Consider the following 26516-nt stretch of genomic DNA (forward strand, 5'->3'; position numbering starts at 1 on the left):
TTTTTTTTTATATCACCCCCATTCGGCCCGGGGGCTTTTTACCCCTCAAAAAACCCCCGGCCCCGGGGTGGGCGTTTTTTCCACTTAAAACACCCCCCGGCGCCGGCTCGGACGCCGGCGCCGCAAGGCCTTCTCAGGCCTGTGCCGCCCACCACTCCTTGAGCGCGGCGACCGCCTCGTCCTGCCCCATCGGACCGTTCTCCAGCCGCAGCTCCAGCAGGAACGCGTAGGCCTTGCCGATCACCGGGCCGGGGCCGACGTCCAGCACCCGCATGATCTCGTTGCCGTCCAGGTCGGGGCGGATCGCGTCCAGCTCCTCCCGCTCCTGCAGCTGGGCGATGCGCTCCTCCAGCCCGTCGTAGGTGCGGGAGAGCGCGTTCGCCTTGCGCTTGTTGCGCGTGGTGCAGTCGGAGCGGGTCAGCTTGTGCAGACGCTCCAGCAGCGGGCCGGCATCGCGGACGTAGCGGCGCACCGCCGAGTCGGTCCACTCCCCGTCCCCGTAGCCGTGGAACCGCAGGTGCAGCTCGACCAGCCGGGACACGTCCTTGACCATGTCGTTGGAGTACTTCAGCGCGGTCATGCGCTTCTTGGTCATCTTCGCGCCCACCACCTCGTGGTGGTGGAAGGAGACCCGGCCGTCGCTCTCGAACCGGCGGGTGCGCGGCTTGCCGATGTCGTGCAGCAGGGCGGCGAGCCGCAGCACCAGGTCCGGGCCGTCCTCCTCCAGCGCGATCGCCTGCTCCAGCACGATCAGCGAGTGGTCGTAGACGTCCTTGTGCCGGTGGTGCTCGTCGCTCTCCAGACGCAGTGCCGGCAGCTCGGGCAGCACGTGGTCGGCGAGCCCGGTGTCCACGAGGAGGCCGAGGCCCTTGCGCGGGTGGGCGGAGAGCAGGAGCTTGTTCAGCTCGCCCTGCACCCGCTCCGCCGAGACGATCTCGATGCGGCCGGACATCTCCTTCATCGCCGCCACCACGTCGGGGGCGACCTCGAAGTCGAGCTGCGCGGCGAAGCGCGCCGCCCGCAGCATGCGCAGCGGGTCGTCGGAGAAGGAGTCCTCTGGGGTTCCCGGGGTGCGCAGCACGCCGGCCTCGAGGTCCTCCAGGCCGCCGTACGGGTCCACGAACTCCTTCTCGGGGAGCGCGACGGCCATCGCGTTCACCGTGAAGTCACGGCGGACGAGGTCCTCCTCGATCGAGTCGCCGTAGGAGACCTCCGGCTTGCGCGAGGTCCGGTCGTAGGACTCCGAGCGGTACGTGGTGACCTCGATCTGCCAGCTTCGGTCGTCGTCTGCGACCCGGGCGTGCTTCTGCACACCGACCGTGCCGAAGGCGATGCCGACGTCCCAGACCGAGTCGGCCCAGGGCCTGACGATCTTGAGAACGTCCTCGGGGCGGGCGTCGGTGGTGAAGTCGAGGTCGTTGCCGAGGCGCCCGAGCAGCGCGTCGCGGACGGACCCGCCGACCAGGGCGAGGCGGAAGCCGGCCTCCTGGAAACGGCGGCCGAGCTCGTCGGCGACGGGGGCGACCCGCAGCAGTTCGCTCACCGCGCGGGCCTGCCCCTGACTCAGGACACTGGGATTGTCTTCGTTGGCGTTCGGCACAACAGAAAAGGGTACGTGCCCGGCCCGCCCGGAGCTCCCTCGTTTGCGGCCACCCCGGCCCGCGGCGGCTCCGGGCCGGACCCGATCATGTGGAGCAAGGCGCGGCACTCGCGCACAGCGGGCCTCGTTACCATGCGTGGACGCACAAACGACGACCACTGACACTTCGAAGGACCGGGGGAGCGCGTGGCCGAGGCGGCAGACATCCAGGGGGCGCCCCCCGCTCCTGCCCGCAAGCGCTGGTTGCGGCGCGCGGTCGTCCTGCTCGCCGGAACCCCGGTGCTCGCCGCCCTGGTCTATTCGCCCGCCCCCGAGGCCCAGGCCGCCGAGACCGCCGCCACCGTGGACGTCCAGCTCGACGGCCTCGTGCCCACCGCCCCGGTCAAGGGCGACACCCTCACGATCTCCGGAACCGTGGTCAACAACGGCCGCGAGAAGATCACCGACGCGCACGTGGGCCTGCGGGTCGGCCCGGCCCTGGGGGACCGCAGTTCCATCGACGAGGCCGCGGAGCGCGGCGCCTTCCGGGCGGGGGTCGACCCCGCCGAGGTGGGGGCCGAATTCGCCGTGAAGATCGATTCGCTGCCCTCGAAGGTCGCCATGCCCTTCACGCTCAGGGTTCCGGTGAACAAGCTGGAGCTCGACAAGGACGGCGTCTACCAGCTGGGCGTCTCCCTGTCGGGGGAGACCGAGAGCCGCCAGTACGAGCAGGTCCTCGGCATCCAGCGGACCTTCCTGCCCTGGCAGCCGGAGGCGGCGGCCAAGCGCTCCCAGATCTCGTACGTGTGGCCGCTGATCTCCACCACGCACCTGACCGCGGAGACCGGCTCGGACGAGCTGCAGACCCCGGTGTTCCTCGACGACAGCCTGGCCGACGAGCTGCGGCCCGGCGGCCGCCTGGAGCAGATGGTCGCGCTCGGCAAGGACCTGCCCATCACCTGGGTCATCGATCCGGACCTGCTCTACACGGTCGACGCCATGACCAAGGGCTACCGGATCCGCACCGCCGACGGCCGGACCGTCCAGGGCAAGAACAAGGCCGTCGCCGAGCAGTGGCTGAGCGCGCTGGAGACCGCCGTCCAGGGCAAGAAGGTCGTCGCGCTGCCCTTCGCCGACCCCGACATCGCCTCGCTCGCCCACCGCGGCAAGGACGTCTCCGGCACTCTGGGCCAGCTGCGGCCGGCCACCGACAAGGCGAAGCAGGCCGTCGAGACGGTCCTGCACGTCCCCGCGACCACGGACTTCTCCTGGCCCGTGGACGGCGCGATCGACCCGTCGATCGTCAACGTCGCCACCTCGGCCGGTGCCCACAACGTCCTCACCCGCAGCGACAGCCTGCAGGAGACCGGCGCCCTCGGCTACACCCCCTCGGCCGCCCGCCCCATCGGCGCGGGCACCACGGCCGTGGTCGCGGACGCCGAGCTCTCCACCGCCTTCCAGGGCAACATGCTCAGCGCGGGGAACTCCGCCCTCGCGGTGCAGCGGTTCCTCGCCCACACGCTCGCCCTGAACCTGCAGAAGACCGACAACCAGCGCAGCTTCGTCGTGACCCCGCAGCGGATGCCGTCCGCCAGCCAGGCGCAGACGATGGCCGCCGCCATACGGGGTCTGCAGCCGGGCCGCTGGACCCAGCCCTCCGACCTGGAGGCGGCCGCGGCCGCGACGCCCGACCCGCGCGCCGCCACGCAGGTCCCGGGCGCCGGCCAGTACCCCGAGGCGCTGAGCAGGCAGGAACTGCCGGTCTCCGCCTTCGAGAAGATCCGCAGCACCGAGAACACCCTCGACCACTTCAAGGTGATCCTGACCGCGCCCGACCGCGTGGAGATCCCCTTCGGCAACACCACCAACCGGGAGATGTCCGCCTCCTGGCGCGACCGCCCCGACCCGGCCCGCGACTACCGGGACCAGGTGCAGAAGTACCTCATCGGCCTCACCGAGAAGGTCAAGGTCATCCCCAAGTCCGACGCCACCCTGTCCGGACACAGCGCGACGATCCCCGTCAGCGTCCAGAACAGCCTCGTCCAGGACACCCACAACCTGGTCCTGCGCGTGCAGTCGGCCAACCCGACCCGCCTGATGTTCGGCGACAGCGGTGAGGCCCAGCAGGAGGTCGCGGTCCAGGGCGGGCACAGCCAGACCGTGAAGTTCACCGCCAACGCCACCGCGAGCGGACCGGTCGAGGTGACCGCGCAGCTCTTCACCACCGACGGCGCTCCCTACGGCAAGGCGCGCAAGTTCACCGTCGAGGCCACCGAAGTGACGCCCACCGTCATGCTCGTCATCGCCGGTGGTGTGCTCCTCCTGGTCCTGGCCGGCGTCAAGATGTACGCCAGCCGCAAGCGCGTCGCGGCGCGCGCCGCCGAGGAGGAGGAGAACACGCAGCAGAGTGACGAGTCCCCGGACACCGGACCGCAAAGCGCGGACCCGTCCGGCACGGGTGAGACAGTGGACCGTTGAGCGATGCCGTGGCCGGTCGGCCTGGGGACGATGAGGTGGGGTTTCGATGAACGCGCCGTACGAAGGTGACCGCGCGCAGGGCACTGGCGGGCCCGCGCCCTCCCAGGGCACTGCCCCGGGCGCCCCGGTGCCGGGGCAGGTTCCCGCGCCCGCGCCCGCGCCGGACCACGACCCTTATGTCCAGGACGCCTACGCCTACGACCCGTACCGGTCGCAGGACCTGTCCGCCCAGGACCCGGTGGCCGAGGTCCTCTACGACCGCGCCTCGCACCCCCCGCCGCCGCCCGGCACCTTCCAGGAGCCCGGCCCGCTCTACGCCGCTCCGGCGGCCCCCTCGTACGCCCCCGACCCGCGCGTGTGGGCACAGACCCCGCCGCCCGAGCCGGACGGCCCCTCCCGGCACCTGCCCTACGGCGACCACGCCACCACGACGCAGTTCGTCGGCGTGGACTCCCTCGTCACCAAGGCCGCCGACCAGGAGCCCCAGCCCGACGCCTTCGCACACCTCTACCGGGACCAGGAGGCCGCGCCCCGCACCCCCGCCGAGGACGCGCCGGTCGCCGCCCCGGCGCCGAGCAAGCCCGCCGGCCGCGCCTCCAGCCTGCTGAAGTCCAGCGCGCTGATGGCCGCCGGAACGATCGTCTCCCGCATCACCGGCTTCATGCGGACCCTGGTGATCGCCGGAGCCATCGGCGTGGCCACCCTCAACGACAGCTACCAGGTCGCCAACACCCTGCCGACGATGATCTACGTCCTGGTCGGCGGAGGCGCCCTGAACGCGGTCTTCATCCCGCAGCTCGTGCGCGCGATGAAGAACGACGAGGACGGGGGAGAGGCCTACGCCAACCGGCTGCTCACCCTCGTCATGGTCCTGCTGGGCGCCGTCACCACCATCTGCGTCCTCGCGGCCCCGCTGTTCATCGCCATGATGTCGCAGAAGATCGCCGACGATCCGCAGCGGATGGACGTGGCCGTCGCCTTCGCCCACTACTGCCTGCCCACCATGTTCTTCATGGGCGTGCACGTGGTCCTCGGTCAGATCCTCAACGCCCGCGGCCGGTTCGGCGCGATGATGTGGACACCGGTCCTCAACAACATCGTCGTCATCGCCACGTTCGGCGCCTTCATCTGGGCCTTCGGCGGATTCACCACCACCGGCGTCACCGAGGCCGGCATCACCCCCGAAGGCGTCCGGCTGCTGGGCCTGGGCACCCTGCTCGGCCTCGTCGTCCAGTCCCTGGCGATGGTTCCCTACCTGCGCGACGCCGGCTTCAAGCCGCGCCTGCGGTTCGACTGGAAGGGCCACGGCCTCGGCAAGGCCGCCGGCCTGGCGAAGTGGACGTTCTTCTTCGTCCTCGCCAACCAGCTGGGCCTGATCGTCGTCACCCAGCTCGCCACCTGGGCGGGCGAGGTCGCCGACAAGCAGGGCCACGGCGGTACCGGCATCACCGGCTACAACTACGCCCTGCTGCTCTGGCAGATGCCGCAGGCCATCATCACCGTCTCCGTCATGACCGCCGTCCTGCCGCGTATCTCGCGCTCCGCCCACGACGGCGACGCCGCCGCCGTCCGCGACGACATCTCCTACGGTCTGCGCACCTCGGCCGTCGCGATCGTCCCCTGCGCCTTCGCCTTCCTCGCGCTGGGCGTCCCCATGGCCGGGCTGCTCTACGCCGGTTCCGGCACGGAGAGCGCCCAGAACATCGGCTTCATCCTGATGGCCTTCGGCCTCGGACTGATCCCGTACTCCGTCCAGTACGTCGTCCTGCGCGGCTTCTACGCCTACGAGGACACCCGGACGCCCTTCTACAACACGGTCATCGTCGCCGCCGTCAACGCGGGCATCTCCACCGTCGCCTTCCTCGTCCTCCCGGCCCGCTGGGCCGTCGTCGGCATGGCCGCCGCCTACGGACTCGGCTACGCCGTGGGAGTCGGCATCGCCTGGCGCCGGCTGCGCGTCCGCCTCGGCGGCGACCTCGACGGGGCGCACGTCAGGCGCACTTACACCCGGCTCATCGGGGCCTGCGTACCCGCCGCCGCCGTGGCGGGCGCGGTCGCCTTCGCGATCCTGCGCTTCCTCGGCAGCGGAGCCCTCGGTTCCCTCACCGCGCTGGTGGCCGGCGGCATCGCCCTGGCGGCGGTGTTCCTCGTCGCCGCCAAGCGGATGCGCATCGAAGAACTCAACGCGATGGTCGGAATGGTCCGCGGACGCCTGGGACGCTGATGCGTACAACCATCCCCTTCCTCAGCGTGTCGTGCAGAGCGCCGGACTGTGGGCACAATTGGCATGGCTTCGCAGACTGGGCGACAGCGCGCAACGGATGGGGAGGCAGGGACGACGGTGGCGGAACGTAGCACGGCTGCCGTCGACGTGGCCGACAACGGCGGCGACGAGCCGCCGGCCGCTGAGGCGGCCAAGGCCACGGCCGACGGCGTGGACACCCAGAACGGACGAGCCGCGGACGAACCCGTGCCCGAGAAGGACGGCGAGCGCAAGAACGCGGCAGCTGCCGCCGCTCCCGAACTCCACAGCGGTCACAAGCTGGCCAGACGCTACCGGCTCGAAGAGTGCGTCACCCGTGTGGACGGATTCAGCAGCTGGCGCGCGATGGACGAGAAGCTGCGCCGGGCCGTGGGCGTCCACCTGCTGCCCGCCGACCACGCCCGGGCCCGCGCGGTCCTGGCCGCCGCCCGCTCCTCCGCCCTGCTCGGCGACCCCCGGTTCGTCCAGGTCCTCGACGCCGTGGAGGAGAACGACCTCGTCTACGTGGTCCACGAGTGGCTGCCCGACGCCACGGAGCTCACCGCGGTCCTCGCCGCGGGACCCATGGAGCCGCACGAGGCCTACCAGCTGGTCAGCCAGATCTCCCAGGCCATGACCGCCGCGCACCGCGAGGGCCTGGCGCACCTGCGCCTGACCCCGAGCGCGATACTGCGCACCTCCACCGGCCAGTACCGGATCCGGGGCCTCGCCGTGAACGCCGCTCTGCGCGGCATCACCAGCGAGACCCCGCAGCGCGCGGACACCGAGGCCATCGGCGCCCTGCTGTACGCGGCGCTCACCCAGCGCTGGCCCTACGAGAACGACGCCTACGGCCTCACCGGCCTGCCCAAGGGCGTCGGCCTGATCGCCCCGGACCAGGTGCGCGCCGGCGTGCACCGCGGCCTGGGCGAGCTCGCCATGCGCGCGCTGGCCAACGACGGGGCCACCGCCTCCCGTCAGGAACCCGCCTGCACCACCCCGGAAGAGCTCTCCAAGGCCGTCGCCGCGATGCCCCGGATCCGGCCGCCGGAGCCCACCTTCACCGCGCCCGCGGAGTACCAGCACACCACCTACCAGCAGGGCAGCTACGGCAGGCCGACAGCGCCCGGCATGGCCTCCGCGGTGCCGCTCGTCGTCACGCCCCCGCCGCCGCCCCTGCAGAGCCGGACCGGCCGGGCCCTCAAGTGGGGCGTGGCGGCCCTGCTGATCGCCGCCCTCGGCCTGGGCAGCTGGCAGCTCGCCGACAGACTGCTGGACCGCGGCACCCGTGGCGACAACGGCCCCAGCCACTCCCAGCCCCATGCCAACGACGCCGAGGAGCAGAAGGGTCCCGCGCAGCTCCCCATCACCGGGGCTCAGGAGTACTACCCGGACGGCACGCCGCAGAATGCCGGCGAGGTCGCCAAGACCTACGACGGGGACGCCTCCACCTTCTGGCGCACCAAGCGCTTCTTCGAGGGCCCCCAGATCAAGATCAAGGACGGGGTCGGCATCGTCTACGACCTCGGCGCGGAGCACGAGGTGAGTGAGGCCTCGATAGCGCTGAGGTTCGCCGGTGACCACACCACCCTCGCGCTCTACGCGACCGACTCGCTGTCCCCCAAGGGATCCGTCGGCTCCATGAAGAGGATCGCCGGCACGACCACATCGGGCACCGCTGTGAATCTGACCACGGAGACGCCGGTCAAGACGCGCTACGTCCTGCTGTGGATCACTGCGCTCCCTCAGGCCCCCGCTGACGACTACAGCGAGGCCGGATACAAGCAGAGCGTCACAGACGTGACGTTCAAGGGCTGACGCACGACAGGGGGAGGGGCTCACCGTTGGACGAAGCCGCACCCGGCGGCCGCAGCGACCAGGAACTCCTGTCGCTGCACGCCGCCGGAGATCCCGACGCCTTCGGTGAGCTCGTCCGACGGCACCGCGACCGGCTGTGGGCGGTGGCCCTGCGCACCCTCGGCGACCGGGAGGAGGCCGCCGACGCCGTGCAGGACGCCCTGGTCTCCGCCTACCGGGCCGCGCACACCTTCCGCGGCGAGTCCGCCGTCACCACCTGGCTCCACCGCATCACCGTGAACGCCTGCCTGGACCGCGCCCGCAAGGCCGCCTCGCGCAGGACGTCCCCCCTCGACGACACGGAGCGCCTGGAGCGCCTTCTGGAGCCCCACGAGTCCGCCGAGGCCCCCGCGGAACGCCAGGACCTCCATCGCCAGCTCCTGGCCGCCCTGGGCACCTTGCCGGCCGAACAACGGGCGGCGCTCGTCCTCGTCGACATGCAGGGCTACCCCGTCGCCGAGGCCGCGCTCCTGCTCGACGTCCCCGTCGGCACCGTGAAGAGCCGCTGCGCCCGGGGCCGGGCGAAACTCGTCCCGCTCCTCACTCATCTGCGCACGTCCACCGGGGATAACACCGACACCGAGCGGGGAAGGAACCGGACACCCGGGACAACCGTCCCACCAGCGGCAGACCGCGGGGACACAGCCCCGGACCCCAACGCAGTGAAGGGCGGAGGTGGACGAGCGTGAGCCCCGCAACCGACACGACCGGCACGATCAGGCACCCCGACGTCTCGGAGATCTCCGAGCTGGCGGAGGGCCTCCTCTCCCCGTCCCGCACGGCGGAAGTCCGCAGCCATCTCGGCGACTGCGCCCTCTGCGCCGACGTGCGCGCCTCCCTGGAAGAGATCCGGTCCCTGCTCGGCACCCTCCCCGGGCCCGCCCGCATGCCCGCCGACATCTCCGGCCGGATCGACGCGGCCCTCGCCGCCGAAGCCCTCCTGGACGCCACCACCCCCCGCGAGGAAGCCGCCCCCGCCCGGCGGCCCGGGGCCTCCGAGGGGTCCGGCCCCGATGTTTCACGTGAAACATCGTCCGCCCCGCTCAGGGAAACCCCCGCCCCGCGGCCCTCCGGTCACCCGGCCGGCCCAACCGGCCCCGGCCGTCGCCGCGCCCGCCGCCGGATCGCCCTCGCCGGTGGCCTGCTCGCCACCTGCGCCGCCGGCATCCTGCTGTTCAACCTGGTCTCCGGCCCCCAGACCTCGCAGCACACGGCCGCCCGCGGCGACGCCGCCACCGCGAAGTCCCCCGCGCACGACTACACGGCCCAGGGACTCCAGGACCAGGTCCGTGAGCTCCTCGCCACGGGGGACCGGGCGAAGACCGACTCGGGGGAGCAGAACAAGACGTACGGGGTGGACAACAACTCCCCGGCCGCCCCGGGGCTCGCCCCGTCCGAGCGCGAGACACCGGCGGTACCCGCCTGCGTCCAGAAGGCCACCGGCCGCACCGAGAGCCCCCTGGGATTCCAGCGCGGCACCTACGAGGGGACCGATGTCTTCCTCCTCGTCCTGCCGCACCCCGGCGACCCGGCGGCCGTGGACGCCTATCTCGTCGGCTCCGGCTGCGTGACCACCCCCTCGGCCGATCCCGGAAAGCCGTTGCTGACCAGCACCTACCCCCGAAGCTGAGACGCCGCGGGACCCAGTGGGAGAAGGCGGGAATGCAAGCGCCGTAGGATCCGTTGGGTGGGGTGAGAGTTCACACCGGCCCACCCCCCGGTAGGCAGCAGGCAGTCCGCAGAGACGAGGAAGCAACCCGTGAGCGACGTACGAAACGTGATCATCATCGGCTCCGGGCCGGCCGGTTACACCGCCGCCCTGTACACCGCACGCGCTTCGCTCAAGCCCCTGGTCTTCGAAGGTGCCGTCACCGCCGGCGGCGCGCTGATGAACACCACCGAGGTCGAGAACTTCCCCGGCTTCCAGGACGGCATCATGGGTCCCGACCTCATGGACAACATGCGCGGCCAGGCCGAGCGCTTCGGCGCCGAGCTCATTCCGGACGACATCGTGGCCGTGGACCTCACCGGCGAGATCAAGACCGTCACCGACACCGCCGGCACCGTGCACCGCGCCAAGGCCGTCATCGTGACCACCGGCTCCCAGCACCGCAAGCTCGGCCTGCCCAACGAGGACGCCCTGTCCGGCCGCGGCGTCTCCTGGTGCGCGACCTGCGACGGGTTCTTCTTCAAGGACCACGACATCGTCGTCGTCGGCGGCGGCGACACCGCGATCGAGGAAGCCACCTTCCTCTCCCGGTTCGCCAAGTCCGTCACGATCGTCCACCGCCGTGACTCCCTGCGCGCCTCCAAGGCCATGCAGGACCGCGCCTTCGCCGACCCGAAGATCAAGTTCGCCTGGGACAGCGAGGTCGCCGAGATCCACGGCGAGCAGAAGCTGACGGGGCTCACCCTGCGCAACACCAAGACCGGTGAGACCTCCCAGCTGCCCGTGACCGGCCTCTTCATCGCCGTCGGCCACGACCCGCGCACCGAGCTCTTCAAGGACCAGCTGGACCTCGACGGCGAGGGCTACCTCAAGGTCGACGCCCCCTCCACCCGCACCAGCCTCACCGGTGTGTTCGGCGCGGGCGACGTCGTCGACCACACCTACCGTCAGGCCATCACCGCCGCGGGCACCGGCTGCTCCGCCGCCCTCGACGCCGAGCGCTTCCTCGCCGCCCTCGCGGACGCCGAGAAGGCGCACGCGACGGTCTGACACCCCGCAAGCAGCACCACACCCCACACACCCCGCAGGAAGAAGGAGGCCGCAGTGGCCGGCACCCTCAAGAACGTGACCGACGCCGACTTCGACGCCGAGGTCCTCAGGAGCGACAAGCCCGTCCTGGTGGACTTCTGGGCCGCCTGGTGCGGTCCGTGCCGCCAGATCGCGCCGTCCCTGGAGGCCATCGCCGCCGAGTACGGTGACGAGATCGAGATCGTCAAGCTCAACATCGACGAGAACCCGGCCACGGCCGCCAAGTACGGCGTCATGTCCATCCCGACGCTCAACGTCTACCAGGGCGGCGAGGTCGCCAAGACCATCGTCGGTGCCAAGCCGAAGGCCGCCATCCTGCGCGACCTGGACGACTTCATCACCATCAAGCCCGTCGCCTGACCCTCCGGGTCCGACACGGTCACGTGAAACGGGGCCGCTACCTCCTGGGAGCGGCCCCGTTCGCGCATCCGGGTCACAGCGGGCGCAGCGCCGGTTCCTTGCGGGCCGCGCCCAGCAGGCGGTCCAGGGCGAGCTCCACGTCTTCCTTCCACGACAGCGTGGAACGCAGCTCCAGCCTCAGCCTGGGGTGGACGGGATGCGGCCGCACCGTCTTGAAGCCCACCGCCAGCAGGTGGTCCGCCGGCAGGAGACAGGCCGGACGCTCCCACCGGACGTCACCGAACGCCTCGATCGCCCGGAACCCCCTGCGCAGCAGGTCCTTCGCCACCGTCTGGACCATCACCCGCCCCAGGCCCTGCCCCTGGTACCCCGGCATGATCCACGCCGTGATGAGCTGTACGGCGTCCGGCGACACCGGGCTGGTCGGGAAGGCGGTCGCGCGCGCCACGTAGGCCGGCGGGGCGTACAGGACGAACCCGACGGGCACGTCGTCCACATAGACCACCCGGCCGCACGAGCCCCATTCCAGCAGGACGGCGGAGATCCACGCCTCCTTCTCCTGAGCAGACGTTCCCGCCTTCACGGCAGCCTCGCCGCTGACGGGGTCCAGCTCCCAGAAGACACAGGACCGGCAACGCCGGGGCAGGTCCGACAGGTTGTCCAGCGTGAGCGGTACCAGCCGACGACCCATGACCGCATCGTATCCACAGCTCGAATCACCCGAAACCGCAACAAGGCAAAGGGGCGGGCCGCGCCGGTTCCCACCGGCACGACCCGCCCCCAGGCTGTGGATTACGAGGCCACCGGGCTACTCCCCGGAGGATCCCTGGTCCAGCACCCGGCCCTCGCCCGGCGCCAACGTCCCCAGGATGCGCTCCAGATCCTCCATCGAGGCGAACTCGACGGTGATCTTGCCCCTCTTCTGGCCCAGATCGACCTTCACCCGCGTCTCGAACCGGTCCGACAGCCGCGTCGCCAGCTCGCTCAGCGCGGGGGAGACCCGGGCACCGGCCCGCGGACCCTTCGGCTTCACCGCGCCCGGGTTCTCGGAGCCCATCAGCGCCACGATCTCCTCGACCGCGCGCACCGAGAGCCCCTCGGCCACGATGCGGTGCGCGAGACGGTCCTGCTCCTCGGAGTTGTCCACCGAGAGCAGCGCCCGCGCGTGCCCCGCGGACAGCACCCCCGCCGCCACCCGGCGCTGCACCGGGGGCGACAGCTTCAGCAGGCGCAGCGTGTTCGAGACCTGCGGACGCGAGCGCCCGATCCGGTCCGCCAGCTGGTCGTGCGTGCAGTTGAAGTCCTGCAGGAGCTGGTCGTACGCGGCGGCCTCCTCCAGCGGGTTCAGCTGAGCCCGGTGCAGGTTCTCCAGCAGTGCGTCCAGCAGCAGCTTCTCGTCGTCCGTGGCACGGATGATGGCCGGAATCCGGTCCAGGCCGGCCTCCCTGCACGCCCGCCAGCGCCGCTCGCCCATGATGAGCTCGTAACGTCCCGGACCCGACTGCCGCACCACCACCGGCTGGAGCAGGCCCACCTCCTGGATGGAGGTCACCAGCTCGGCCAGCGCGTCCTCGTCGAACACCTCTCGCGGCTGCCGCGGGTTCGGCGTGATCGAGTCCATCGGGAGCTCCGCGAACGTCGCACCCGCCACTTCCGCGGCCGCCTCCGCGACCGGCTCCGGCTCGCCCGCCGCCACGATCGCCGCCGATGTTTCACGTGAAACATCGGCCTGCGCCAGCGAAGCCAGTCGTGCCGCCGCGATCCCCCGCTCGGAGGGCAGCACCGGTACCGCCGACGGAGACGTCGACCCGGAACCGATCACCGGCGGCGTCTTCTCCTGGGGAGCCGCGGGAATCAGCGCGCCGAGCCCCCGCCCCAGACCCCTACGTCGCTCACTCACTGGATCCCCTCCGCCATGCTCTGCGTGTTGTTCAGGCCCGCACTCAGATGAGGGTGCTGGGCGTCGTACTGGATTCCGGCCCCGCGCAGCGCGATCTCGCGCGCCGCCTCCAGATAGGAGAGGGAACCGCTCGAACCCGGATCGTAGGTCAGCACCGTCTGCCCGTAGCTCGGGGCCTCGGAGATGCGGACCGACCGCGGGATGCTCGTGCGCAGCACCTCCTTGCCGAAGTGGGTGCGCACCTCCTCCGCCACCTGCGAGGCCAGCCGGGTCCTGCCGTCGTACATCGTCAGCAGGATCGTGGACACGTGCAGCGTCGGGTTCAGGTGGGCACGCACCAGGTCGACGTTGCGCAGCAGCTGCCCCAGGCCCTCCAGCGCGTAGTACTCGCACTGGATCGGGATCAGCACCTCGGCACCCGCCACGAGGGCGTTCACCGTCAGCAGGCCCAGCGAGGGCGGGCAGTCGATCAGGATGTAGTCGAGCGGCTGCTCGTACGCCTGGATGGCCCGCTGGAGGCGGCTCTCCCGCGCCACCAGGGAGACCAGCTCGATCTCCGCGCCCGCCAGGTCGATCGTGGCCGGGGCACAGAAGAGCCCCTCCACGTCGGTGACCGGCTGGACGACCTCCATCAGGGGGCGGCTGTCCACGAGCACGTCGTAGATGGACGGCACGTCCGCGTGGTGGTCGATGCCCAGCGCCGTGGAGGCGTTGCCCTGCGGGTCGAGGTCGACCACCAGGACGCGCGCACCGTGCAGGGCAAGGGAGGCGGCCAGGTTCACGGTCGACGTGGTCTTGCCCACGCCGCCCTTCTGGTTGGCCACCACCATGATGCGGGTCTGTGCGGGACGGGGCAGGCCCTCACCCGCACGGCCCAGGGCCTCGACCGCGATCTGCGCGGCTCGGCCGATGGGCGTGTCTTCGTTGTCTACAAGCGGCGGGGCCGATGTTTCACGTGAAACATCCTCACCCGGCGATTCAGAGCGGGGACCGGGGACCGGATCGGCCATCGGCCCCGCGAGGTTGGCGTCTGACCGCACGGTGTCACTCTCCTCGGCATCAGGCTCGCGATGAACAGAGCCTGCCATGTCACCGGGGTCGCGAACCAGCGGGGCCCGTACTCCTGTGGATGAATCCACCGATGTGGACAACTCCGTCCCCCCTTCGAGCTTGCGGTGACGGGGGGACGCAGCCGCACGACCGCGGCTGATGATTCCGTGCAGCAGAGAGCGACGTTTCACGTGAAACACGATGCCCGGACGGAGTCATCCGGCCGCTACGACACTCCGAAATCCATACCTATAGGGCTCAACACACCCCAAAACTCCGCCGGATCCGGGGAGGAACCGGGGGAGTGGGGGATCAGCGGCGCCGGCGGGTACGGCTCACCCGGGCGGCCTTGGCCCGCTTCGCCGCGAACCTCACACCACCGGGGCTCTCGCCCACCTCGACCCGTACCACCGTGGACAGGGGGTCGACGACGCCCTCGCCCACGTGCAGCACCGAGGTCTTCACCACACCGAGCTTGGTCAGAGCGGCCTTCGCCGCCACCAGCTCCTCCTCGGCGGTGTCGCCCTTGAGCGCCAGCATCTCGCCGTACGGGCGCAGCAGGGGCACGCCCCAACCGGCGAGGCGGTCCAGCGGAGCCACGGCCCGCGCCGTCACCACGTGCACCGGCTGGAGCTTGCCGAGGACCTCCTCGGCCCGCCCGCGCACCACCGTCACGTGGTCGAGCCCCAGCAGCTCCACGGCTTCCTGGAGGAAGTTCGTACGGCGCAGCAACGGCTCCAGCAGCGTGATCTTCAGGTCACGGCGCACCAGGGCCAGCGGGATGCCGGGGAGACCGGCGCCCGAGCCCACGTCGCATACGGTGACGCCCTCGGGCACCACCTCGGAGAGCACGGCGCAGTTCAGCAGGTGCCTCTCCCACAGCCGCGGCACCTCACGCGGCCCGATCAGGCCCCGCTTCACGCCCGCGTCCGCCAGCAGCTCCACGTACTTCACAGCTTCCGGGAAAAACTCACCGAACACCGCGCGCGCCTCTTCGGGTGCCGGGGGCGCTTCTTCAGGCATCGGGGGAAGCTCAGCTGCCTCCGTCACGGGGACCGTCCTTCCGTACCGCATGGTTGTCAAAAACCACGTCGTCACTGCCAGGCTGACAAACATCGGCCCCGCCTGCGAGACAGACGGGGCCGAACACTCAAGGTTCCGGTCAGGCCGGGAGCACGACGACGAAGCGCTGCGGCTCCTCGCCCTCGGACTCGCTGCGCAGACCGGCGGCCGCCACGGCGTCGTGGACGACCTTGCGCTCGAAGGGGGTCATCGGCGCCAGCTTCAGGGGCTCGCCGGACGCCTTCACGTCCGCCGCGGCCTGGGCGCCGAGCGCCGTCAGCTCCTCGCGCTTCTTCGCCCGGAACCCGCCGATGTCCAGCATCAGCCGGCTGCGGTCCCCGGTCTCGCGGTGCACGGCGAGGCGGGTCAGCTCCTGCAGAGCCTCCAGCACCTCTCCGTCGCGGCCCACGAGCTTCTGCAGATCGCGCGCGGACTCGCTGACGATGGAGACCGAGGCGCGGTCGGCCTCGACGTCCATGTCGATGTCGCCGTCCAGGTCGGCGATGTCCAGCAGACCCTCGAGGTAGTCGGCCGCGATCTCACCCTCCTGCTCGAGGCGGGTCAGGGTGTCGCCACTCTCAGCGGCGGCGGTGGTGGTGCCTTCCGTCACGGGAGGGACTCCTTCTTACTTCTTGGAGGGCTTGCTGGGGGGCGTCTGACGCTGGGACTTCGACTGCCGCTTGGGCTGCTGGCGCTTCTGGGTGCCGCTGCTCGCCGCGTCGGCGTCGACGGTCGGCTCGACGCTCTTCACCACGGAGCCGTCCTCCTGGGCTGCCATGCCCTGCTTGGACAGCGCGCTGATGAACTTGCGCTCGTTGTCGTTGCGGTCCGACCCCTTGGCCACGATCGCCGCGACGATCTTCTTCTTGCTCCGGCCCTTGATCGCGCCGTGCGAGGAGACCTGCTTCAGCAGACGCGTCAGGTACTGATCCTGGGCCTTGCTGCCCGGGGTCGGGTTCTGGTTGATCACGTACATCTGCTGACCCATGGTCCACAGGTTCGTGGTCAGCCAGTAGACGAGAACACCGACGGGGAAGTTGATGCCCATGAAGGCGAAGATCAGCGGGAAGATGTACATCAGCATCTTCTGCTGCTGCATGAACGGCGTCTTGACCGAGAGGTCGACGTTCTTCTGCATCAGCTGGCGCTGCGTGTAGAACTGCGACAGCGACATCAGGATGATCATGATGGCGGTGACGACACGCACATCGGTGATCGAGGCACCCAGCAGGGCGACCTTGTCGGCGCCGTCCGTGAACTTGGACGCCAGCGGGGCGCCGAAGATGTGCGCGTTACGGGCGCTCTCCAGGAGCGGGCCGTCGATCTCGCCGATCGGCTTGCCGTTGGCGATGCCTGCGAGCACGTGGTAGAGCGCGAAGAAGAACGGGGACTGCGCCAGGATGGGAAGGCACGAGGAGAGCGGGTTGGTACCCGTCTCCTTGTACAGCTTCATCATCTCTTCGGACTGGCGCTGCTTATCGTTCTTGTAGCGCTCCTGGATCGCCTTCATCTTCGGCTGGATCGCCTGCATGCCCCGCGTCGCCTTGATCTGCTTCACGAAGAGCGGGATCAGGCAGATGCGGATCAGGATCACCAGCGACACGATGGACAGGCCCCAGGCCCATCCACTGTCGGCGCCGAACATGGCGCCGTACACCTTGTGGAACTGGACGATGATCCACGAGACGGGCGTGGTAATAAAGCTGAACAGACTGGCAATCGTGTCCACTAATCAGGCTCCTTGAGCATTGCGAGATCTACGCAACGCACTGCGCAGCTGCTCGTGCCAACGCGGGCGTTTCCGAGGTGGGACATGATCCACACCGCCCGGGGACCACGGATTGCACCGCAGGATCCGCCAGGCGGTCAGAACCGTCCCCTTCACCGCACCATGCCGGTCGATGGCCGTGTACCCGTAGTGCGAGCACGAGGGGTAGTAGCGGCACACCGGCCCGAGCAGCGGACTGATGGTCCACTGGTACAGCTTGATCAATGCGAGCAGCGGGTACTTCATCGAGCCTCGCCTCCCAAGAGCCGCAGCAGTGCGGCATCCAGGTCCCGGGCCAGGTCGTCGTAGCCGGCATCACCCGCTCCGGGCAGAGCCCGGACCACCACCAGGCTACCTTCGGGCAGCTGGGACAGCCGCTCCCGAACGAGATGGCGCAGCCGGCGCTTGACCCGGGTGCGTACGACGGCGCCGCCGACAGCCTTGCTGACGACGAAACCCGCACGCGTCGAGGGATCGATCTCCCCCGACTCGTGCGGGTCCGTTGCACCGCTTGTACGTAGGTGGACGACGAGGAGCGGGCGACCAGCCCGACGACCTCGACGTACCGCGCTCGCGAAGTCCTCGCGCCGCCTCAGCCGATTTTCGGGAGACAGCACGACGTCACGATCCGCCCGTCAGTTACGCGGAAAGGGCGGCGCGGCCCTTGCCACGACGGTTCGCGAGGATCGCGCGACCGGCACGGGTACGCATCCGGAGACGGAAGCCGTGGGTCTTGGCACGACGGCGGTTGTTCGGCTGGAAGGTGCGCTTGCTCACTCGGGGGCTCCAGAGAATAAATCGTTGTGGCGGGACATCGCCTGGCTGTCACCGTGCGCCCACGAGGAGAGGAAACTCGCGTGTTCGCCCGAGTGGCACCGCTAAACGATCACAATCAGTGATCTTCGCCCATCGGTAGGCAGGCGGCAGCAGCCATCGACAACTCGACCTCGTTACGGTACGCGCGGCTACGCCATCCGGTCAAACCGAGGCGGCGGGGCCCCACACTGTGCACAGGCTGTGGACAACGACTTGAACCGTACCCTTCGGCCTGACTACCGTTGCCCGACCCAGGTTTTTTTGTCCCGACCGTCCCAAAGAACCACACATTCGTGGGACCCCTCTGAGAGAGCGTGCTCTGTGGCTGACGTACCTGCCGATCTTGCCGCAGTGTGGCCAAGGGTGCTCGAAAAGCTCCTCGGGGAGGGACAGAACAGCATCGAGCCCAAGGACAAGCAGTGGGTCGAGCGCTGCCAGCCGCTCGCGCTGGTCGCCGACACCGCTCTGCTCGCCGTCCCCAACGAATACGGCAAGCGCGTCCTCGAGGGCCGCCTCGCCCCGCTCATCAGCGACGCCCTCAGCCGCGAGTGCGGCCGCCCCATCCGGATCGCCATCACCGTGGACGACTCCGCCGGCGAGCCCGCGCCCCAGGCCCCGACCGGACCCGCCCCGCGCGACTACGAGCCCTACGGGGGTCAGCGCCCCGGCGGTCACACCGGCCCCGGGGGCCACACGGGACCCGGCACCCCCGACGACGAACGGCTTCCCACCGCCCGCCCCGCCTATCCGGACTACCAGCAGCCGCGCCCCGAGCCCGGTGCCTGGCCCCGCGGCGGCCAGCAGGACGACTACGGCTGGCAGCAGCCCCGCCTCGGCGGCTTCCCGGAGCGCGACCCGTACGCCTCCCCGCAGCCGGGCTACCTCCAGCAGTCCGAGCCCTCCTCCTACGACCAGGGCTCCTACGAACAGCAGAAGTACGAGCAGCAGGGATACGACGGCCAGCAGCAGCGCCAGTCCCGCCAGTACGAGCAGCAGGGTTACGAGCAGCAGCCCGCGCGCCAGGCACCCAGCCGGCCCGCGCCCTCGGCCCCGTCCGGCGGGTCCACCTCGGGCCCGCTGGAACCGACCGCCCGGCTGAACCCCAAGTACCTCTTCGACACCTTCGTCATCGGCGCCTCCAACCGCTTCGCGCACGCCGCCGCGGTGGCCGTCGCCGAGGCGCCGGCGAAGGCGTACAACCCCCTCTTCATCTATGGGGAGTCGGGTCTGGGCAAGACGCACCTGCTGCACGCCATCGGGCACTACGCGCGGAGCCTCTACCCCGGCACCCGGGTGCGGTACGTGAGCTCCGAGGAGTTCACCAACGAGTTCATCAACTCGATCCGCGACGGCAAGGGCGACGCGTTCCGCAAGCGCTACCGCGAGATGGACATCCTGCTCGTCGACGACATCCAGTTCCTGGCGAGCAAGGAGTCGACGCAGGAGGAGTTCTTCCACACCTTCAACACGCTCCACAACGCCAACAAGCAGATCGTGCTCTCCTCCGACCGGCCGCCCAAGCAGCTCGTCACCCTGGAGGACCGGCTCCGCAACCGCTTCGAGTGGGGCCTGATCACCGACGTCCAGCCGCCCGAGCTGGAGACCCGCATCGCGATCCTGCGCAAGAAGGCCGTCCAGGAGCAGCTCAACGCCCCGCCGGAGGTGCTGGAGTTCATCGCCTCCCGCATCTCGCGCAACATCCGCGAGCTGGAGGGGGCGCTGATCCGGGTCACGGCCTTCGCGAGCCTGAACCGGCAGCCGGTCGACCTCGGCCTGACCGAGGACGTCCTGAAGAACCTGATCCCCGGCGGCGAGGACAGCGCGCCCGAGATCACGGCGACGGACATCATGGCCGCCACCGCGGACTACTTCGGGCTCACCGTGGACGACCTGTGCGGCTCCTCGCGCAGCCGCGTACTGGTCACCGCCCGGCAGATCGCCATGTACCTGTGCCGGGAGCTCACGGACCTCTCGCTGCCCAAGATCGGGGCGCAGTTCGGCGGCCGCGACCACACCACCGTCATGCACGCGGACCGCAAGATCCGCGCTCTGATGGCGGAACGCCGCTCCATCTACAACCAGGTAACGGAGCTCACCAACCGCATCAAGAACGGCTGACGCCGGCGCGGTGCGAGGGCCTTACGGGCGTCTCCGAGGCGTCTCCGAGGCGTCTCCGCGGCCTCTCCGCGGCGTCTGTGAGACGTCTGTGAGGCCGCTCCAAACGCTTCCAGAGGGCGCTCCCGGGTCACTTCGGGGGCGCCCTTCTTCATGTGCGCGCCCCCAACCTGTTCGAATACGCCCCCAATGGAGCAACTCATCCACAGATTGGGCGACTTTCTTCCGTCCACAGCCTGGGGACGGGTTCCTCCACCCACAAGACTGTCCACAGGGCCCAGGCGTGAGGCACCATCAGAGCTGGTCAGACCCCTGTGGAATTGTGAGCAACGACTGTCCACAGGCTGTGGACAGAATTTTCGTCCACAGGTCCGTCCACCGCGTTGTCCACCGACGATCCACAGCTTCCCGCGTCCTGTGCACAGGATCAGACGACTTCCCCACACCGTTGTCCACTGTTCGGCAACCAGGGGGCCACTCTCACCGCCCCGAGTGAAAGCGGTCACACCGAAGTCGACGTTTGGGCTGTGGAGTACTGGGGGAAACCTGGGGACACACCTGTGGAGTAGTCGGGGTCATCTGGGGATGGCCTGTGCAGAAGTTTTCGTTCTCCACAGAGACCCCCGGTTGTCCACCGGCTCCACCCACAGGGTGTGGGGATAAAAAACGCGGGCTGACCTGCAAAAACACTGTTATCCACCGTTTCCACAGGCCCTACTACTACCCCCATAGAGAGTTAGCCCGGTTTCGGTTTTCAAGCCGGTCCTGTGCACAACTCGGTGGATCGCCCTCCCCGACACCTCGCTCCCGACTTGACCGCCGACAGCGACGACTGTCGGCGCCGTACGTCAGACTGGTCCCCGGCATCGGTCGAGGCATCGACGAGCCGACGACGAAGGCCGGCAGACGAGCGAGCAACAGCAGGAGGCGGTTTCCGGTGAAGATCCGGGTGGAGCGCGACGTACTCGCGGAGGCGGTGGCCTGGGCTGCCCGTAGCCTCCCGGCCCGGCCGCCGGTGCCCGTTCTCGCGGGCCTGCTGCTGAAGGCCGAGGAGGGCAAGCTGTCCCTCTCCGGCTTCGACTACGAGGTCTCGGCCCGTGTCTCCGTCGAGGCCGACGTCGAGGAGGACGGCACCGTCCTGGTCTCCGGCCGGCTGCTCGCCGACATCTGCCGCGCCCTGCCCAACCGGCCCGTGGAGATTTCCACAGACGGTGTACGGGCGACCGTGGTCTGCGGCTCCTCGCGGTTCACACTCCACACCCTGCCTGTGGAGGAGTACCCGGCGCTGCCGACGATGCCCACCGCGACCGGCACCGTGCCCGGCGAGGTCTTCGCCTCCGCCGCCGCCCAGGTAGCCATCGCCGCCGGCCGCGACGACACGCTGCCCGTGCTGACCGGTGTCCGCATCGAGATCGAGGGCGACCGCGTCACCCTCGCCTCCACCGACCGCTACCGCTTCGCGGTCCGCGAGTTCCTGTGGAAGCCGGAGGACCCGGAGGCGTCCGCGGTGGCCCTGGTGCCCGCGAAGACCCTCCTGGACACCGCCAAGGCGCTCACCAGCGGCGACACGGTCACCATCGCGCTGTCCGGCTCCGGCCAGGGCGAGGGCCTCATCGGTTTCGAGGGCGCCGGCCGCCGCACCACCACCCGCCTCCTCGAGGGTGACCTGCCGAAGTACCGCACGCTGTTCCCGACCGAGTTCAACTCGGTCGCCGTGATCGAGACCGCCCCGTTCGTCGAGGCCGTCAAGCGCGTGGCCCTCGTCGCCGAGCGCAACACCCCGGTCCGCCTCAGCTTCGAGCAGGGCGTGCTGATCCTGGAGGCCGGCTCCTCCGACGACGCACAGGCTGTGGAGCGCGTCGACGCGAAGCTGGAGGGCGACGACATCTCGATCGCCTTCAACCCGACCTTCCTGCTGGACGGCCTGAGCGCGATCGACTCTCCCGCCGCCCAGCTGAGCTTCACCACGTCGACCAAGCCGGCGCTGCTCAGCGGCCGCCCCGCGGTCGACGCCGAGGCCGACGAGGCCTACAAGTACCTGATCATGCCGGTCCGCCTCTCCGGCTGAACCGTCCCGTCGGGCCCGGCCCCCGTTTCCCGCGGGGCCGGGCCCGACGGCGTCCACAGCCCCCGTACGAGGCCTCGTACGCGGCCCCGCGCGGCCGCCCGGAGCGCCCGTGGGGCCGGGGCCCGCGGCCCGGCGTAGGCTCGGCCCAGGGATGTCCCCGGGCAGCGGGGGGAACCCCGGCACAGACGGCCACAACGCTTAAGGAACCACCTGATGGAGCTTGGTCTCGTCGGTCTCGGCAAGATGGGCGGCAACATGCGCGAGCGCATCCGCCGCGCCGGCCACACCGTCATCGGATACGACCGCAACCCGGACCTCGCGGATGTCCACAGCCTCGCGGAACTTGTGGACAGCCTGCAGGCCCCCCGCGTGGTGTGGGTGATGGTCCCGGCCGGAGCCGCGACCCAGTCCACCGTCGACGAGCTCGGGGAACTGCTCTCGCCCGGCGACATCGTCGTCGACGGCGGCAACTCCCGCTGGACCGACGACGAGAAGCACGCCGAGGAGCTCGCGGCCAAGGGCATCGGCTTCGTCGACTGCGGTGTCTCCGGCGGCGTCTGGGGCCTGGAGAACGGCTACGCGCTGATGTACGGCGGCGACAAGGAGCACGTCGCGGCCGTCCAGCCGGTCTTCGACGCCCTCAAGCCCGAGGGCGAGTTCGGCGCCGTGCACGCCGGCAAGGTCGGCGCCGGCCACTTCGCGAAGATGGTCCACAACGGCATCGAGTACGCCATGATGCAGGCCTACGCCGAGGGCTGGGAGCTCCTGGAGAAGGTGGACTCGGTCACCGACGTCCGCGAGGTCTTCCGGTCCTGGCAGGAGGGCACGGTCATCCGTTCCTGGCTGCTGGACCTGGCCGTCAACGCGCTGGACGAGGACGAGCACCTGCAGCAGCTGCGCGGCTACGCGCAGGACTCGGGCGAGGGCCGCTGGACGGTCGAGGCCGCGATCGACAACGCGGTGCCGCTGCCGGCGATCACCGCCTCGCTCTTCGCGCGCTTCGCGTCCCGCCAGGACGACTCCCCGCAGATGAAGATGATCGCCGCCCTGCGCAACCAGTTCGGCGGCCACGCGGTCGAGAAGAAGTAATCCACAACCGGTCCACAGATCCACAGGGTCTGTGGACCGACGGACCGCACACGACGGACCGCGCACCGCGGATCCACAGGGTGTGGATCCACAGCTCCACAGAGCAGAGCAGCAGCAGGAAGCCGGGGGAGGTCGGCGCCACATGCACGTTTCGCATCTCTCGTTGGCCGACTTCCGCTCGTACGCCCGGGCCGAGGTTCCCCTCGATCCGGGCGTCACCGCTTTCGTGGGTCCCAACGGCCAGGGCAAGACCAACCTCGTCGAGGCCATCGGCTACCTCGCGACCCTGGGCAGCCACCGCGTCTCCTCGGACGCGCCGCTCGTGCGCATGGGCGCGGAGCGGGCCGTCATCCGGGCCGCCGTCACCCAGGGCGAACGCTCGCAGCTGGTGGAGCTGGAGCTGAATCCAGGGCGCGCGAACCGGGCCCGGATCAACAGGTCCTCGCAGGTCAGGCCCCGGGACGTGCTGGGGATCGTACGGACGGTGCTGTTCGCGCCCGAGGACCTGGCGCTGGTCAAGGGAGACCCGGGGGAGCGGCGCCGCTTCCTCGACGAGCTCGTGACGGCGCGCTCCCCGCGGATGGCGGCGGTGCGCTCGGACTACGAGCGGGTGCTCAAGCAGCGCAACACCCTGCTGAAGTCGGCGGCGATGGCCCGCCGGCACGGCGGCCGCTCGATGGACCTGTCCACGCTCGACGTGTGGGACCAGCACCTGGCGCGCGTGGGCGCGGAGCTGCTGGCCCAGCGCCTCGACCTGATCGCGACGCTGCTGCCGCTGGCGGACAAGGCGTACGAGCAGCTGGCTCCCGGCGGCGGCCCGCTGGGCCTGGCCTACAAGGCCTCGGCCGGCGAGGCCGTGGACCGGGGCGAGGCGCGCACCCGCGAGGCGCTGTACGAGGTGCTGCTGGGCGCGCTGGGCGAGGTCCGCAAGCAGGAGATCGAGCGCGGCGTGACCCTGGTGGGACCGCACCGCGACGACGTGGTGCTGCGCCTGGGCGAGCTGCCGGCCAAGGGGTACGCGAGCCACGGCGAGTCCTGGTCGTACGCGCTGGCGCTGCGCCTGGCCTCCTACGAGCTGCTGCGCTCGGAGGGCAGCGAGCCGGTGCTGATCCTCGACGACGTGTTCGCGGAGCTGGACGCGCGGCGCCGGGAGCGGCTGGCGGAGCTGGTGGCGCCGGGCGAGCAGGTGCTGGTGACGGCGGCGGTCGACGACGACGTCCCCGGGGTGCTGGTCGGGACGCGGTTCGCGGTGTCCGGAGGCGAGGTGACCCGGCTGTGAGCGACAGGGCCGACAGGGCCGACAAGACACAGGGCGGCGGGGAGCTCGTGCGCAAGACCCCCGAGCCCTCGGGCGTGGACCTGGCCCGCCAGGCGCTGGCGGCCGCGCGGGAGCAGGCGCGCGCCCGGGGCAACGCGGCGACGGGCAAGAAGGGCCGCCAGCAGGGCCTGCGCTCGGGCGCCCGCGCGGACGGCCGGGACCCGATGCCGCTGATGGCGGCGCTGGACCGGCTGCGCACGGAGCGCGGCTGGGAGATGCCGATGGCGGTGGCGGGCGTGATGGAACGCTGGCCGGAGATCGTCGGCCCGGACATCGCGGCGCACTGCGTGCCGGCCACGTACGAGGACCGCGAGCTGGTCGTGCGCTGCGATTCCTCGGCCTGGGCGGCCCAGCTCAAGCTGCTGGCCCCGCAGCTGGTGGCGCGGCTCAACGCGGACCTGGGGCAGGGCACGGTCCGGCTGATCAAGGTGCACGGTCCGGGCGGCGGGCCGAAGCGGTACGGGCCGTTGCGCGCCCCGGGCAGTACGGGGCCGGGCGACACCTACGGGTGACCGGGGCCTCCCCCAGGCCCCCCCGCACTGCCCCGGCCCGGTTTCGCGCCAGGCCCGCGCGAGGGGCCGTACGAGTGACCAGTGACCCCGGGTACGCCCGGTGCGGCCGGCTGCGGGTGGCGTCCCTCACGGTAGCGGGAGGTTGACAGCCCGAAGCGCTCAATGCCCGTGTGAGCCTCTTTGGGCCCCTCCCTGGATATGGGGAGTCGGAGAGCGATGTTTCAGGGCGGCACATGAGGACTCAGGCACCGGCAAACGCCCATTCATGGGGGTGATACCGGTAGACTGAACGAGAATCCCGCGCACGCGCGGGATTCAGTCGAGTAAAGCTGACCACCGCTGACAAACGCAGATCGACGCAGCCGCTCCCGCTTGCATGCATGCCGGCCCGGAGTACGGCCTGTGCTGTGCCAGAAAGGGCGCTTCGTGGCCGATTCCGGCAACCCCAACGACAACCAGTCCACAGTCGGCCAGAACGGCGAGGTCACTTCCTCGTACGACGCCAGTGCCATCCAGGTCCTCGAGGGCCTGGACGCGGTCCGCAAGCGGCCCGGCATGTACATCGGCTCGACCGGTGAGCGCGGGCTCCACCACCTCGTCTACGAGGTGGTCGACAACTCGGTCGACGAGGCCCTGGCCGGGCACGCGGACACCATCGACGTGACGATCCTCGCCGACGGCGGCGTGCGCGTGGTCGACAACGGCCGAGGCATCCCGGTCGGCATCGTGCCGTCCGAGGGGAAGCCGGCCGTCGAGGTCGTGCTGACGGTCCTGCACGCGGGCGGCAAGTTCGGCGGCGGCGGCTACGCCGTCTCCGGCGGTCTGCACGGCGTCGGCGTCTCCGTCGTGAACGCCCTGTCGACCAAGGTCGCGGTCGAGGTCAAGACCGACGGCCACCGCTGGACCCAGGACTACAAGCTCGGTGTCCCGACGGCCGCCCTCGCCAAGAACGAGGAGACGTCCGAGACGGGCACCTCGGTCACCTTCTGGGCCGACGGCGACATCTTCGAGACGACCGAGTACTCCTTCGAGACGCTCTCGCGCCGCTTCCAGGAGATGGCCTTCCTCAACAAGGGCCTGACCCTCTCGCTGACGGACGAGCGCGAGTCGGCGAAGGCCACGATGGGCGCGGACACCGCCGAGGAGACCGACGACCAGCAGGCGCGCACGGTCAAGTACCACTACGAGGGCGGCATCGTCGACTTCGTGAAGTACCTGAACGCGCGCAAGGGCGAGCTGATCCACCCGACCGTCATCGACGTCGAGGCCGAGGACAAGGAGCGCATGCTCTCGGTCGAGATCGCGATGCAGTGGAACTCGCAGTACACCGAGGGCGTCTACTCCTTCGCGAACACGATCCACACGCACGAGGGCGGTACCCACGAAGAGGGCTTCCGCGCGGCGATGACGGGTCTGGTCAACCGGTACGCGCGCGAGAAGAAGTTCCTGCGCGAGAAGGACGACAACCTCGCCGGCGAGGACATCCGCGAGGGTCTGACCGCGATCATCTCGGTGAAGCTGGGCGAGCCGCAGTTCGAGGGCCA

The 26516-nt window shown here is 70.3% G+C and carries 22 protein-coding genes and 2 pseudogenes; 14 read left to right on the forward strand and 10 right to left on the reverse strand.

The window, feature by feature from the left end; all coding sequences use genetic code 11:
• Window positions 1-133: 133 nt before the first annotated feature.
• Complete coding sequence (locus ACWGDE_RS15370; RefSeq protein WP_453389479.1) at window positions 134-1600, reverse strand: CCA tRNA nucleotidyltransferase; 1467 nt, start codon at window positions 1598-1600, stop codon at window positions 134-136.
• Between the two features lie 186 nt (window positions 1601-1786).
• Between ACWGDE_RS15370 and ACWGDE_RS15375 the strand changes: the two genes are divergently transcribed.
• From ACWGDE_RS15375 to trxA, 7 genes are all read left to right on the forward strand, one after another.
• Window positions 1787-4057 (forward strand): DUF6049 family protein, encoded by a 2271-nt coding sequence (locus tag ACWGDE_RS15375; RefSeq protein WP_453389480.1) that lies wholly within the window; start codon window positions 1787-1789, stop codon window positions 4055-4057.
• Window positions 4058-4103: 46 nt separating this feature from the next.
• Window positions 4104-6281, forward strand: coding sequence for a murein biosynthesis integral membrane protein MurJ (gene murJ, locus ACWGDE_RS15380; protein ID WP_453389481.1), 2178 nt, complete (start codon window positions 4104-4106; stop codon window positions 6279-6281).
• A 117-nt stretch (window positions 6282-6398) separates the two neighbouring features.
• The gene (locus tag ACWGDE_RS15385; RefSeq protein WP_453389482.1) at window positions 6399-8117 is read left to right on the forward strand and encodes a protein kinase family protein; all 1719 of its coding nucleotides are present in this window, start codon (window positions 6399-6401) and stop codon (window positions 8115-8117) included.
• Window positions 8118-8143: 26 nt separating this feature from the next.
• Window positions 8144-8845, forward strand: a complete 702-nt coding sequence (gene sigM / locus ACWGDE_RS15390; RefSeq protein WP_453389483.1) for an RNA polymerase sigma factor SigM — start codon at window positions 8144-8146, stop codon at window positions 8843-8845.
• Complete coding sequence (locus tag ACWGDE_RS15395; protein ID WP_453389484.1) at window positions 8842-9786, forward strand: anti-sigma factor family protein; 945 nt, start codon at window positions 8842-8844, stop codon at window positions 9784-9786. The genes sigM and ACWGDE_RS15395 overlap by 4 nt, the downstream gene beginning before the upstream one ends.
• Window positions 9787-9915: 129 nt before the next feature.
• On the forward strand, window positions 9916-10875 hold the full coding sequence (gene trxB / locus ACWGDE_RS15400) for a thioredoxin-disulfide reductase (protein ID WP_453389485.1): 960 nt from the start codon (window positions 9916-9918) through the stop codon (window positions 10873-10875).
• A gap of 54 nt (window positions 10876-10929) precedes the next feature.
• Window positions 10930-11274 (forward strand): thioredoxin, encoded by a 345-nt coding sequence (gene trxA / locus ACWGDE_RS15405; RefSeq protein WP_453389486.1) that lies wholly within the window; start codon window positions 10930-10932, stop codon window positions 11272-11274.
• Between the two features lie 73 nt (window positions 11275-11347).
• Here the strand turns inward: trxA and ACWGDE_RS15410 are convergent, their stop codons facing one another.
• From ACWGDE_RS15410 to rpmH, 9 genes are all read right to left on the reverse strand, one after another.
• The gene (locus tag ACWGDE_RS15410) at window positions 11348-11965 is read right to left on the reverse strand and encodes a GNAT family N-acetyltransferase (protein WP_453389487.1); all 618 of its coding nucleotides are present in this window, start codon (window positions 11963-11965) and stop codon (window positions 11348-11350) included.
• Between the two features lie 117 nt (window positions 11966-12082).
• Complete coding sequence (locus tag ACWGDE_RS15415; RefSeq protein ID WP_453389488.1) at window positions 12083-13174, reverse strand: ParB/RepB/Spo0J family partition protein; 1092 nt, start codon at window positions 13172-13174, stop codon at window positions 12083-12085.
• Window positions 13171-14262: a ParA family protein gene (locus ACWGDE_RS15420; RefSeq protein ID WP_453389489.1), complete on the reverse strand. Its 1092-nt coding sequence runs from the start codon at window positions 14260-14262 to the stop codon at window positions 13171-13173. Before ACWGDE_RS15420 ends, ACWGDE_RS15415 begins: the two co-directional genes overlap by 4 nt.
• Before the next feature lie 274 nt (window positions 14263-14536).
• On the reverse strand, window positions 14537-15247 hold the full coding sequence (gene rsmG, locus ACWGDE_RS15425; protein WP_453389490.1) for a 16S rRNA (guanine(527)-N(7))-methyltransferase RsmG: 711 nt from the start codon (window positions 15245-15247) through the stop codon (window positions 14537-14539).
• A 139-nt stretch (window positions 15248-15386) separates the two neighbouring features.
• Entirely contained in the window at window positions 15387-15896 is a 510-nt protein-coding gene (locus tag ACWGDE_RS15430) for a Jag family protein (protein ID WP_453389491.1), read from the reverse strand.
• Between the two features lie 15 nt (window positions 15897-15911).
• Window positions 15912-17015 carry a membrane protein insertase YidC gene (yidC, locus tag ACWGDE_RS15435; protein WP_453389492.1) on the reverse strand — a complete coding sequence of 368 codons (1104 nt, stop codon included), beginning with the start codon at window positions 17013-17015 and terminating at the stop codon, window positions 15912-15914.
• 3 nt (window positions 17016-17018) lie between these two features.
• The gene (gene yidD, locus ACWGDE_RS15440) at window positions 17019-17300 is read right to left on the reverse strand and encodes a membrane protein insertion efficiency factor YidD (RefSeq protein WP_075970728.1); all 282 of its coding nucleotides are present in this window, start codon (window positions 17298-17300) and stop codon (window positions 17019-17021) included.
• On the reverse strand, window positions 17297-17671 hold the full coding sequence (gene rnpA / locus ACWGDE_RS15445; RefSeq protein ID WP_453389493.1) for a ribonuclease P protein component: 375 nt from the start codon (window positions 17669-17671) through the stop codon (window positions 17297-17299). The genes yidD and rnpA overlap by 4 nt, the downstream gene beginning before the upstream one ends.
• Window positions 17672-17693: 22 nt before the next feature.
• A complete protein-coding gene (gene rpmH, locus ACWGDE_RS15450; protein WP_008741645.1) occupies window positions 17694-17831 on the reverse strand; it encodes a 50S ribosomal protein L34 in 138 nt (45 codons plus the stop codon).
• A 360-nt stretch (window positions 17832-18191) separates the two neighbouring features.
• On the opposite strand from rpmH, the pseudogene dnaA (ACWGDE_RS15455) reads away from it, so the two are divergent.
• The 7 genes and pseudogenes from dnaA (ACWGDE_RS15455) to ACWGDE_RS15485 all read left to right on the forward strand — a co-directional run.
• Window positions 18192-18501, forward strand: a pseudogene (gene dnaA / locus ACWGDE_RS15455) (chromosomal replication initiator protein DnaA); the annotation flags it as partial.
• 92 nt (window positions 18502-18593) lie between these two features.
• Window positions 18594-19988 (forward strand): annotated as a pseudogene (dnaA, locus tag ACWGDE_RS15460) (chromosomal replication initiator protein DnaA); the annotation flags it as partial.
• Between the two features lie 934 nt (window positions 19989-20922).
• Window positions 20923-22053 carry a DNA polymerase III subunit beta gene (gene dnaN / locus ACWGDE_RS15465; RefSeq protein ID WP_422463570.1) on the forward strand — a complete coding sequence of 377 codons (1131 nt, stop codon included), beginning with the start codon at window positions 20923-20925 and terminating at the stop codon, window positions 22051-22053.
• A 213-nt stretch (window positions 22054-22266) separates the two neighbouring features.
• A complete protein-coding gene (gene gnd, locus ACWGDE_RS15470) occupies window positions 22267-23142 on the forward strand; it encodes a phosphogluconate dehydrogenase (NAD(+)-dependent, decarboxylating) (protein ID WP_453389494.1) in 876 nt (291 codons plus the stop codon).
• Between the two features lie 142 nt (window positions 23143-23284).
• Window positions 23285-24421: a DNA replication/repair protein RecF gene (gene recF / locus ACWGDE_RS15475; protein WP_453389495.1), complete on the forward strand. Its 1137-nt coding sequence runs from the start codon at window positions 23285-23287 to the stop codon at window positions 24419-24421.
• Between the two features lie 47 nt (window positions 24422-24468).
• The gene (locus tag ACWGDE_RS15480; protein ID WP_453389497.1) at window positions 24469-24972 is read left to right on the forward strand and encodes a DUF721 domain-containing protein; all 504 of its coding nucleotides are present in this window, start codon (window positions 24469-24471) and stop codon (window positions 24970-24972) included.
• A 402-nt stretch (window positions 24973-25374) separates the two neighbouring features.
• Window positions 25375-26516: ATP-binding protein (locus ACWGDE_RS15485; RefSeq protein WP_453389496.1), on the forward strand; the 1142-nt coding region annotated here is incomplete at its 3' end.

This window comes from Streptomyces sp. NPDC054956 (assembly GCF_053609185.1).